This window comes from Sodalis sp. (in: enterobacteria) (assembly GCF_051710625.1).
Lineage (GTDB): Bacteria > Pseudomonadota > Gammaproteobacteria > Enterobacterales > Enterobacteriaceae > JBPESN01.
Genome location: NZ_JBPESN010000022.1, coordinates 23082 through 34530 on the forward strand (window position 1 = coordinate 23082; position 11449 = coordinate 34530).

Annotated in this window: 5 protein-coding genes and 10 pseudogenes; 2 read left to right on the top strand and 13 right to left on the bottom strand. The window is 55.7% G+C overall.

The genetic code is table 11. The annotated features are described in order from the left end of the window. Positions 1–33 precede the first annotated feature (33 nt). Positions 34–476 (bottom strand): annotated as a pseudogene (trxC, locus tag ACTBDU_RS07865) (thioredoxin TrxC). A 218-nt stretch (positions 477–694) separates the two neighbouring features. Here trxC and ACTBDU_RS07870 point away from each other — a divergent pair. Then, positions 695–1277: pseudogene (locus ACTBDU_RS07870) on the top strand (TrmH family RNA methyltransferase). A 148-nt stretch (positions 1278–1425) separates the two neighbouring features. Here the strand turns inward: ACTBDU_RS07870 and mprA are convergent. The 6 genes and pseudogenes from mprA to ACTBDU_RS07900 form a co-directional block, all read right to left on the bottom strand. Next, the gene (gene mprA / locus ACTBDU_RS07875) at positions 1426–1929 is read right to left on the bottom strand and encodes a transcriptional repressor MprA (RefSeq protein WP_438806095.1); all 504 of its coding nucleotides are present in this window, start codon (positions 1927–1929) and stop codon (positions 1426–1428) included. Positions 1930–2067: 138 nt separating this feature from the next. Further along, positions 2068–2334: pseudogene (locus ACTBDU_RS07880) on the bottom strand (AzlD domain-containing protein). 32 nt (positions 2335–2366) lie between these two features. Continuing rightward, positions 2367–3106: pseudogene (locus tag ACTBDU_RS07885) on the bottom strand (AzlC family ABC transporter permease). A 145-nt stretch (positions 3107–3251) separates the two neighbouring features. Next, positions 3252–3996 (bottom strand): annotated as a pseudogene (locus ACTBDU_RS07890) (MFS transporter); the annotation flags it as partial. 234 nt (positions 3997–4230) lie between these two features. Beyond that, a pseudogene (gene proX, locus ACTBDU_RS07895) lies at positions 4231–5130 on the bottom strand (glycine betaine/L-proline ABC transporter substrate-binding protein ProX); the annotation flags it as partial. Between the two features lie 138 nt (positions 5131–5268). After that, positions 5269–5838: pseudogene (locus ACTBDU_RS07900) on the bottom strand (ABC transporter permease subunit); the annotation flags it as partial. Between the two features lie 110 nt (positions 5839–5948). On the opposite strand from ACTBDU_RS07900, the pseudogene ACTBDU_RS07905 reads away from it, so the two are divergent. Further along, positions 5949–6090 (top strand): annotated as a pseudogene (locus ACTBDU_RS07905) (IS3 family transposase); the annotation flags it as partial. 80 nt (positions 6091–6170) lie between these two features. On the opposite strand, the pseudogene recO reads toward ACTBDU_RS07905, so the two are convergent. The 6 genes and pseudogenes from recO to ACTBDU_RS07935 form a co-directional block, all read right to left on the bottom strand. After that, positions 6171–6483 (bottom strand): annotated as a pseudogene (recO, locus tag ACTBDU_RS07910) (DNA repair protein RecO); the annotation flags it as partial. A 12-nt stretch (positions 6484–6495) separates the two neighbouring features. Continuing rightward, complete coding sequence (gene era / locus ACTBDU_RS07915) at positions 6496–7401, bottom strand: GTPase Era (protein WP_438806096.1); 906 nt, start codon at positions 7399–7401, stop codon at positions 6496–6498. Beyond that, on the bottom strand, positions 7398–8078 hold the full coding sequence (rnc, locus tag ACTBDU_RS07920) for a ribonuclease III (protein WP_438806097.1): 681 nt from the start codon (positions 8076–8078) through the stop codon (positions 7398–7400). The genes era and rnc overlap by 4 nt, the downstream gene beginning before the upstream one ends. A 181-nt stretch (positions 8079–8259) precedes the next feature. Then, on the bottom strand, positions 8260–9246 hold the full coding sequence (gene lepB / locus ACTBDU_RS07925) for a signal peptidase I (protein ID WP_438806098.1): 987 nt from the start codon (positions 9244–9246) through the stop codon (positions 8260–8262). Positions 9247–9261: 15 nt separating this feature from the next. After that, complete coding sequence (lepA, locus tag ACTBDU_RS07930; protein WP_438806099.1) at positions 9262–11061, bottom strand: translation elongation factor 4; 1800 nt, start codon at positions 11059–11061, stop codon at positions 9262–9264. 77 nt (positions 11062–11138) lie between these two features. Continuing rightward, positions 11139–11449 (bottom strand): annotated as a pseudogene (locus ACTBDU_RS07935) (integrase core domain-containing protein); the annotation flags it as partial.

Sequence of the window (11449 nt, forward strand, 5' to 3'; positions counted from 1 at the left end):
TCAGGGGAGCAGGTCAGACGCGCCCGGCGCGTCTCACGAGGTTGGTGCCTTGCAGGGAGAGTCTTCATCCAGCCACTCCTCGAAGGGGGCTTTGGGCATGGCGTCATGCAGCGAGTCCACTTTTTGACCCTGCTTGAACAACATAATAGTAGGAATACTGCGAATGCCGAAACGGCTATTGAGCGTCGGCTCGGCTTCGGTGTTGATCTTGATGAAGCGCACTTTGTCGCGACGTTCGCCGGCAACGGCATCAAAAATCAATGCGAAGCCGACGCAGGGGCCGCACCACGGCGCCCAGAAATCGATAACGACGGGCAGACCGTCTTGCAGCAGTTTGTCTAGGGTGATGGCCGTGGCGTGGACAACCGTTCCGTCCAGTAACGGTTCGCCACACCGGGCGCAATTGGCGGCATCATTGATCCTATATCGTCCGGCAGGCGATAGGTTGCCAGGCAGGATGCACAAACCGTATTCATAATGTTGCCTCTGATAAGCAAGTCTGCCGGGCCGGAGACTTTCAGACCGATGACATGCGCGCTTTTAGTGGGTAAGTCGTCAAAGTATGGTAAAAGAAATACCTGGTGAAAAAATGATTTGTTCAATGGTTTCGATAGTTGCCGGCTTTTACTTTAACCTGGTAGCTATATGGATAGAGATGAGGTAATCTTCGCACCCATCAGAGGGGGAGGGCAATATGAGCGATAACGATTCGTTAAAGGGCAAAAATGGCAAAGTCCGCGTGATGTATGTGCGCAAAGAGGAAGAGCAGGAGCAAACGCGCCGCCCGTCCTCGCGCGCCTCCGCTGATGACCGCAGGGGCGACCAGCGCAGTGAGGGCCGTAGCCCGTGGAAAACCGGTTACGCCGGCGACGACGCCGCCGTGCCGGATCATGGCGGTATCAGCGGCAAAAGTCAGATTGATCCCGAACAATTACACCACCAGCGCCCTGCTGGATTCCGGCGCCGCGGTGCGCACCGCGGAAGGGGGGGCAGAGCACGTCAAGGGCATTCAGTGCGATGATGTGTTGCAGGACTTGCAGCGTTTCCAACGTGCCGGTTACACCGTGGTCACGCTTACCGTGTAACGGCGGCACGTCGCTGTCGACGATTAAATGCCTGCACGGACGGTGCTGGTGCTGGTGCTGGGAGAAGAAGGTAGCGCGCTGTCAAAAGCGGTGCTGTCACAGGCGGGTATCGCGGTGACCATCAACGGCAGCGGCAGGGTACCGAGTTTAAATGTGTCCGTCAGCGCCGGTATTCTGCTGGCGGAATGGTAGCGGCAAAACCGCGGCGCAACGGCGCGAAAAAAACGCCGCGGGAGGGTCCCTGCGGCGTTTCCTAGGGTAGGCGGTTAAACAACAGTTCAGTACATCCTCCAGCGCAGCTGGAGCGGATAGGCAGACAAACGCACTTCAGCACATCTTCTTACGCGTTAAGCGTGTCCAGCTTATTCAAAAGCTTGCGAGTCAGGCTTTCCAATTGCTGCTTTTCCGCTTCATTGAGCGTCGACCACAGGGAAAGCAGGCAGTTGTACTGCGGCGGCAAAAGGTTATCCAGAAACGCCTGGCCGGCTTCCGTCAGATGCAGATGCAAGCAACGGCGATCATTTTCGCTTTCTTTACGCTCAATCCAACCGTGCTTCTCCAACTCATCGGAGATACGGGTGGCATTGGTGCGCAATGAACACAGCGCTGAGCTCAATTCTGACGGCTGAATGCTGCGGGTGGCCTGAGATTCCAGCGTAACCAGCGCCATAAACAGGGTTTCATTAATTCCCTGGGCTTTCAGCATACGGTTGCGATTTTCCAGCAATTTCCCCTGCATATGCATGCATAAACGGGTCAAGAGCACTTCCTGCAAAGGAAAATCGCTTTTTTGCTGCGCGCGCAGCGTTAACATCCGTTCAATCGGGGTGAGCGAGCTTTCCATCGTAACCTGCACCTCATTAGTTGCAGACTATATAATAACTGATGCAATCACACATGTAAATATTGTCAGGCTGGAAAGTTTAGATGTCTATATAAGTGTTTAGGTAATGCTAATTTACCTGTTCCCTGACGCGGTCGGTCAAAGCATCAGCAGGCCCTTATATACCAGGCCGTATACCAGCGCGCTGGACAGCGTCGTCAGCACAATGCTGCGGGTGCGGCCAAAATAACACGTCAAGGTTAAGAAAGCCGCCAGCGCGGGCTACGCGCGCTGATGCTCGTGCATAATGTCAGGCAGGGTGGATACCACCAGCAACGCACAAATGGCGGCAATGCCGATACTGTCCAGTATCCGCCCCAGCAGGCCATTGCGCAGCGGCAACCAGCGAAACAGAAAATTTGCCATGCCTACCACACAGCCAAATGATAAATGCCGTACTACTCACGCCGGCCCTCCTGCGATGGGGATAGCAGCACCGCCAGACAGCCGCCGCCGATGCCGCCGAGAATCGCCATGGGAATGGATACCGGACACAGGCCCGCCAGCCCGCCAAGCAGGGCGGTAGCTAAAACCAGACTTTGTCGCCGCTGGAGAGCAGCCAACAGAAAACTCAGGAACAGCGCCGGCAACATAAAGCCCGGCGTTGCCGATACGGCGGGCAGTCGTCGAGAAGGGCGTTGCCGGAGCATACGGCCGCCAGCGAACCGAGCACTCACGACAGCCAGGCGCACAGCGCAACGCTTATCATCCAGGCCTCCGACCAGCTGCGGTTGTCCCGACTAACCCGGCTAATCGCGGCGGCAAACACATCATCGGTCAGACCGAACGCTCAAAGGGCGGTTTTACGTGGCGACAGCGCGCCAGGAATGCGCTGCCGCAGCACCGGTCCGTAGAGTAAATGACGCACGTCCATGGCCATCACCGTTAGCGCGGCCAGCCACAGCGAAACGCCGGCGCTGAGCAGGGTGGTAATGACAAACTGGCTGGCGCCGGCGTAAATGATGCAGGAAATGAACAGCCCCTTGAGCGGGGTGAAACCGAGCTTTACGGCGTTCAAATCAAAGGCGAACGCTACGGGGAAATAGCCGATGACAATCGGCAGGCTGTACAGGACGCCCTGACGAAATGTCGCGGGTGCGGTTTTGGCCGCAAGGCCGGCGGTTGTAGGCTTCATAATGAACGGCTTTCTTTCCTTTGATAGAGGGCAAAAGCGCGGCCCGCGCTTGGGGCGCGGGTGCCGCGAGAGTTAACTGTATCGATTGCATGAGAACCCGCTGCGCGCCGCGGCGCGCGCGGGGGCAAGCGCCGGGCAGACCAGCGTCTTCGTGATGGCTACCGCGCAGCCACAGCAATAAATTCACCAGGCAGAGCAGGTTGCCGGCGAGGCTGACGCCATTCCAGCCGGCGCTTTGGTAAGCCGTCGCTGACACCAGCGACCCGAAGGCGCCTCCGGCATGCGGCGGTAGATAACGCTTTGGTTGGTGATGTGCACCCTTTGTGCAGCTAAATCGAGCATAATTATGCCGAGCACCAGCGACAGCCGGTGGTATTGACCGTACCACACCAAAACCCAAGAGAACAACAACAGCCCGCTCAAGGTGGTGATTTTGGCTTTGCCGCGGTCCGCCAGCGTGCCGGGCCGGGTGGCCGCCAGCGCGCCGGCGGAGGTCCGGGCCAGCAAAATGCCGAGCAGCCGGCCGCTCATGATGGTGCCCACCACTTTGCCGCGTCGGGCAGGGGGTCGGCCAGCGGCACCAGGATTTGCGCCACCACGGAAAACAGGCCGCTCATGATGGTGCCCAATAGCATGACAGGTAACGACGGCGCTAAGACGGTAATCACCATACCGATCGCGGCCAGCACCAATATCACCACGATCATGCTGCGGCGTTCAAATTTATCGCTGAGAGGCACCAGGAACATCAGGCCGCAGGCATAGCTAATCTGCGCCGCCGTCACAATAAACCCCGCCTCGCGTACCGACAAATGATAGGTTCGGGCGATGGCATCTAGCAGTGGCTGGGCATAATAATTACTGGCAACAGCGAGGCCGGTAGCGATCGCCATAATGAGGATTATGGCCGGGTTCAGGCTAGGGTAATCTGTGGACGTTTTTATTCAGGATTCGTTTTACCAACGGGCGGGTATTATTACCGATTAACAACAAAAAGACGAGGGGTGAATACCCCTCGCCTGTTTTTTACCGGCATCATTACGTCGCCGGCGCGGGTGAACGTCCGTACCGGCTTTCTGGCCGGTTGCTGACGTGCTTACTTGGCGGCGGCCGCCGCGGCGGGGTGTAACCCAACCGTCAAACAACGCCTGGGGCGCCTTGATCCAGCCATCGGTCTGGCGTTCGATATCCGCTTCTTGCGCTTAGCCCTGATGCATCCGCGCGTTTTGCGCGTTGATATCGGCAATCGGCAGCTTCATGATGGCGAACAGCTTAACCGCTGCCGGATTGGCCTCAGCCCACTGTTTATTGGCGACGATGCGCATGCTGTTGACCGGGAAGCCGTAATCGGCGCCATTAAGCAGCTTGGTACTGATCGTTTTCTGCTCGCCTGGCAGCGAGGAGAACGCCACCTGCAGCCAGACCGCATCACGTCCCGGTAGCAACACGTCGCTCACCCAGTAAGGCGTCCAGGTGTAATGCAGAATAGGTTTACCTTCTTTGAAGCGGCTGATAGTATCGGCTATGATCGTCGCATAGTTGCCTTGATTGTGTTCAACCGTCACGCTCAGGCCGTAAGCCTTGATGTGATGGTTGATGACCGCCTCACAGCCCCAGCCCGGCGTACAGCCCGACAAATCAGCCTTGCCATCGCCGTTGGCGTCGAACAGCTTGGCGATGTTGAGCTCTTTGAGCTGGTCAATCGAGGTGATGTGATACTTCTCGGCGGTCTTTTTATCGATCAAATACCCTTGGGCGGCGCCGGCGATATAGGTTCCCTGACGGTAGAATTTGCCATCGCCGCCGGCGTTGTCGTACATCTCTTCCATCTGGAGCTTCTAGTTTACCGCCAGATAGGTGGCGTCGCCGTTGGCGATAGCGGTGTAGGCGACGTTGTAATCCACTTCGTTGGTGGGCTGAACATCGTAGCCCAGTTTTTCCAGCGCCCAGTTTACCAACTCGGTCTGGAAGGCTTCTTCCGCCAGTGAACTTTGTACCGGTTTGACAACCACGCCGTTACCGGGCAGGGCGGCAGCACAGACCGAGCGGGCGAATAATGAAGTGAGCGCTAGCGCCTAGATAAAGGAATGACGCATGGGGGATTCCTCTTCTTTGAAGAGGGGCCGCAGCGAGTACGATGCCGCGGTCTGCCCTTGTGGAAAGGGTTAGGCCTGACGGCGAAACGGTCGGGTTACCAGGCCCAGCGGACCGCTGGTATACCAGAGACGGTTGCCGCGGCTGCGGCTGTCGCGGCCTAAAAACTGCGTCAGCCGATCAAGGATAATCGCCAGGATCAGAATGCCGACGCCGCCGACGGTGGCCAACCCCATGTCAAGGCGGCCGATACCGCGCAGCACCATCTGTCTCAGACCGCCGACCGCGATCATCGAAGCAATAACCACCATCGACAGCACCAGCATCAGCGCTTGATTGATGCCGGCCATGATGGTCGGCAAGGGCAGCGGCAATTACACTTTGAACAGCATCTGGCTCGGGCTGGCACCGAACGATTCGGCGGCTCCGACCAGATCCGCCGGCACCTGCTTGATGCCGAGAATGCTCAGCCGCACGATGGGCGGCAGGGCGAAGATAATGGTGACCACGACGCCGGGCACATTACCAATCCCGGATAACATGACGATCGGCACCAGATAGACGAATGCCGGCGTCGTCTGCATCGCATCCAGCAATGGATGGATGGTTTTCGCCGCCCTGACGCTACGCGCCAGCCAAATACTGTAGTGGCACACTGAATTTGGCCACCTGAACAGAGGTGATATGTTCACCTCAGAACAACACGGGCGCACCAATGAAAAGAAGAAATTTTAGTCCTGAATTCAAACGCGAATCCGCTCATGAAATTACCGATTATATCGTGGGATATTACAGTGCACTCAGGCCGCATGAATATAACGGTGCGGTTGCCACCAAACGAATTAGAAAATAGATACTGGAAAAACGCTAACGCGGTGGCCAGTTTTAGTTGACCACTACAATTCTGGACAGTCCAAAATACCTAAATTTTGAGCTTATCGAGAGTCCAGAATCGTTTGCAGCGCTACAAATCGGTTTCATGGGCGAGGACGCGTGAGAGCAGCTCGTTGATATAGAGTCTGCTATACAGCAGCAGACCGCTGAGCGGCAGCCCTAGCGAGACGGGCTCGGCGCTGCGCAGGGTTTTTGCCTCGCTGCCGCCGCTCCAACGGGCCAGTATTGGCGTAACAGGCTGTAGCGCCCCCCTTGAGCGCGGAGGGGCGGGAACACGCGCCTTTGGCCAAAAGGCGCACCCGCCCTTGACGTTCGGTGAAAAAGTCCAGAAGCAGGCTGGTTTCGCTGTAAAAGCGCGCATGTAGCACGAAGGCGCGTTGCCAGCCGTCCATCGGCACGTTGCCTCATAGATCGTCGACGTAGCCCAGACTGCGCAGGGCACGTTCATCATCGGCCCAGCCCGATTTCACCTTCACCCACAGTTTCAGACGCACCCGCGTCTCGAAAATGGCTTCCATATCTTGCCGAGCTTCAATGCCGATGGTCTTGATTTTGCTGCCCTTATTGCCGATAACCATCTTTTTCTGGCCGTCGCGCTCCACCAGAATAAGCCCGTGGATGTCGTAACCGCCGCGATCGTTGCTGACAAAACGCTCAATCTCTATCGTGACGGAATAGGGAAGCTCATCGCCCAGAAAACGCATCAGCTTTTCGCGTATGATTTCCGAAGCCATAAAACGTTGGGAACGGTCGGTAATGTAATCTTCCGGAAAATGGTGCACCGCTTCCGGCAGCGCTTTACGCACAATCCCGGCCAGGGTTTCAACGTTCATGCCGTTCTCGGCGCAGATTGGTACGATGTCATAGAACGATATTTGCTGACTGAGGAACTGCATATGGGGCAGCAGTTGTTCCTTATCAACCACGTTATCCACCTTGTTAATCGCCAACACGACCGGGCAGTTAACGTCACGCAGTTTGTTCACTACCATCTCATCGTCCGGCGTCCAGTGGGTGCCTTCCACCACGAAAATTACCAACTCCACGTCGCCGATTGAACTGCTGGCCGCGCGATTCATCAACCGGTTAATCGCCCGTTTCTCTTCAATATGCAGTCCCGGCGTGTCCACATAGATAGCCTGATAAAGTCCTTCGGTGTGGATCCCCATGATGCGGTGGCGGGTGGTTTGCGGTTTGCGCGAAGTAATAGAGATCTTCTGCCCTAACAACTGATTCAGCAGCGTGGATTTGCCGACGTTCGGCCGGCCCACTATCGCCACAAACCCACAATAGGTCGTCTGTTCGCTCATTCAAGCTCCAACAATTTGAGTGCCTGCTCCGCCGCGGCCTGCTCGGCTTTACGACGGCTTGAGCCATTACCGACCACCGGCTGCGCCAGCCCGCTGACCTGGCAATGTATAGTAAACTCCTGATCGTGCGCCTCACCTCGCACCTGCACCACCTGGTAAGTTGGCAGCGGCAAATGGCGTCCCTGGAGATATTCCTGTAATCGAGTTTTCGGGTCTTTTTGTTTATCGCCGGGGCTGATCTCATCCAGACGAGAGCGGTACCAGTCAAGAATCAACTTTTCGACGGTTCGGATATCGCTGTCCAGGAATACGCCGCCAATTAACGCTTCCACCGTGTCGGCTAAAAGCGATTCACGGTGAAAACCGCCGCTTTTTAGCTCTCCCGGCCCCAGACGTAAACATTCGCCCAGCTCAAACTCACGCGCCATTTCCGCGAGCGTATTGCCGCGGACCAGCGTCGCGCGCATCCGACTCATGTCGCCCTCGTCAACGCGGGGGAAACGCTGATAAAGCGCGTTGGCGATAACATAGCTCAGTATAGAATCGCCCAAAAATTCCAGCCGCTCATTATGTTTGCTACTGGCGCTGCGGTGCGTTAACGCTTGTAACAAGAGATCGTGCTGTTGAAAAGTGTAGCCCAGTTTCTTCTGGAGCCTATTTGTTAAGATGGGATTCATGCGTTACCAATAACTCAACCATGCGTAAAAAAAACCGCCGCAGCCGGAACAGGCCTGGAATCGGCACGCCTGTCCAAAACTGTTTCGTTTGCAGTGGCTCCCCCGCGAAGGGGGCCAGCCTTTTATTACCTGAGAGGTATTCTACATCGGTAAGCGAAATAATGCTTTGCTAAAAAAGGAATTAATGAATGCCGCCAATACGGCTTAAGCGCACGCTTGTCGGCCATTGGCCTTCCTGCTTCTCGAAACTGATCCAGATAGCCGTCGCTTTACCCACCAGATTTCTTTCCGGTACGAAACCCCAAAAACGGCTATCGGCGCTATCATCCCGATTGTCGCCCATCATGAAATATTTCCTCTGGGGCACTACCCACTCCGCCAGCGAACTCCCCTGCTGTTGGTAATAAATCTTCAGTTGATCCTGTTTCCCCGGCACCGTCAGAACGTTGTGCACCACGCCGCCCAACGATTCTTTACGCTGCGCCAGGCGTATGGCGCCGGCCACCGCCTGATTGGGCGGCACCTGCAGGAAGGCGCTGCTGGCTTCGCCAGCGCCGGTTGAATTAAAGGTTTGCTCAAAAGCGCTCGGCGTGAGTTCGCTGTAAGTAATCGGCACTGCCGTGGCGCAATCCTGACCGCTGGCGCAGCCAGGCTGCACCGTCAAGCGTTTGTTGACGGGATCATAACTGACCCGGTCGCCCGGCAACCCCACGACACGTTTAATATAGTCCAGCTTAAGGTCGAGCGGGTATTTAAACACCACCACGTCGCCGCGTTTGGGATGCCCGGTTTCGATCAGGGTCGTCTGGGTAATGGGATCTTTAATGCCGTAGGCAAATTTTTCCACCAGAATGAAATCACCAACTAGAAGCGTCGGCATCATCGATCCTGAGGGAATCTGAAACGGCTCGAAAATAAATGAGCGCACGACAAAGACCAGTAACAAGACCGGAAAAATCGACGCGCAGGTTTCAATCCAGCCCGGCTTATGGCTGACTTTTACCGCGACATCATTACCGGGCGTTTCCCCCACGGCGTCTGGTCGTTGCTGGCCGGGCTGCTGCCCCAGACGGCGGCAGGCCGCCGCCAGTTTAAAACGCTCCCAACACCAGAGGAGCCCGGTGATAAGCGTCGCGATTGCCAGTATCAAGGCAAACATATTGGCCATGCAATCTCCTTAAACTTATTTGCTGTCTTTACCCACATGCAGAATTGCCAGGAACGCTTCCTGCGGAAGCTCAACGTTACCCACCTGCTTCATGCGTTTTTTACCTTCTTTCTGCTTTTGCAGCAGCTTTTTCTTACGGCTTACGTCGCCGCCGTAGCATTTCGCCAGCACGTTTTTGCGCAGCTGCTTGACGGTGGAACGGGCAATAATATGGTTGCCGATGGCCGCCTGAATGGCGATATCAAACTGCTGGCGCGAAATGAGTTCCTGGAGCTTATCAACAAACTCGCGGCCGCGGTACGGTGCGTTATCCCGATGGGTAATCAGCGCCAGCGCATCGACCCGTTCGCCATTAATCAGCACATCAACCCGCACCATGTCCGAGTTCTGAAAACGCTTGAACCCATAATCCAGCGAAGCATAACCGCGCGAGGTGGATTTCAGCCGGTTAAAGAAATCCAGTACCACTTCGGCCATGGGGATCTCATAGGTCAGCGCCACCTGGTTACCGTGGTAGACCATGTTGGTCTGAACGCCACGCTTCTCGATACATAGCCTGATGACATTACCCAGATAAGCCTGCGGCAGCAGCATATGACATTCGGCGACAGGTTCACGCAATTCGTTAATATTATTCAGCGGCGGCAGCTTGGAGGGGCTATCTACGTACACCGTAGCGTTATCGGTCGTCAGCACCTCATAAATCACCGTCGGCGCGGTGGTGATCAGATCAAGATCGTATTCACGCTCCAGTCGCTCCTGGATGATTTCCATATGCAGCAGGCCAAGAAAGCCGCAGCGAAAGCCGAAGCCGAGCGCGGTTGAACTTTCCGGCTCGTAAAACAGCGAGGCATCGTTGAGGCTAAGCTTGCCGAGGGCGTCGCGAAACGCCTCATAATCGTCGGAGCTTAGCGGGAACAGACCGGCATAAACCTGCGGCTTTACTTTCTTGAAGCCCGGCAGCACCTTATCGGCCGGCTGACGCGCCAGCGTCAGGGTATCCCCCACCGGCGCGCCGTGAATATCTTTAATGGTACAGACCAGCCAGCCGACTTCGCCGCAGTTAAGCACCTCACGGTCGATACGTTTCGGGGTGAAAATACCCAGCCGGTTCGCGTTGTAGAGTTGACCGGTGCTCATCACCTTGATTTTGTCGCCTTTGCGCAAGGTGCCGTTTTTAATACGCACCAGCGAGACCACGCCCAAATAGTTATCGAACCAGGAGTCGATAATCAGCGCCTGCAAAGGTGCGGCCGGATCGCCTTCCGGCGGCGGGATATCGCGCACCAGCCGTTCGAGCACATCGGGTACGCCAACGCCGGTTTTGGCCGAACAGCGCACCGCGTCGGTGGCGTCAATGCCGATGATATCTTCGGTTTCCTGCGCCACGCGATCGGGATCGGCAGCGGGCAGGTCGATTTTATTGAGCACCGGCACCACTTCCAAATCCATTTCCATCGCGGTGTAGCAGTTGGCCAGCGTCTGGGCTTCCACCCCTTGTCCGGCGTCCACCACCAGCAGAGCGCCTTCGCATGCCGCAAGCGATCGGGAAACTTCATAGGAGAAGTCCACATGCCCCGGAGTATCTATGAAATTCAGTTGATAAACCTGACCATCGGGCGCTTTATAGTCCAGCGTCACGCTTTGCGCTTTGATGGTAATACCGCGCTCACGCTCCAGATCCATGGAGTCCAGCACCTGAGCCGCAATTTCACGTTCGCTCAGACCACCACAGGTCTGTATCAGGCGGTCGGACAGCGTCGACTTGCCGTGATCAATATGGGCAATAATGGAAAAATTGCGTATGTTATTCATTTATAAGGGATATTTTATTTAATAAATACTATCGGTTTTGTTTATAGACACACACATGGGCACAGAACCGAAAGTAACTAAAAATCTGGACGCATCTTACACTGAAAGACATATTCAAGGAAGTGTAGTGGCCAACTAAAACTGGCCACCGCGTTAGCGTTTTTCCAGTATCTATTTTCTGATTCGTTTGGTGGCAACCGCACCGTTATATTCATGCGGCCTGAGTGCACTGTAATATCCCACGATATAGTCGGTAATTTTATGAGCTGCTTCGCTGAAGCTTATGTGGCCCGTTACCGGTATCCACTCGTTTTTCAGACTTCTGAAGAAGCGCTCCATCGGACTGTTATCCCAACAGTTACCACGCCGACTCATGCTTTGTTTGATC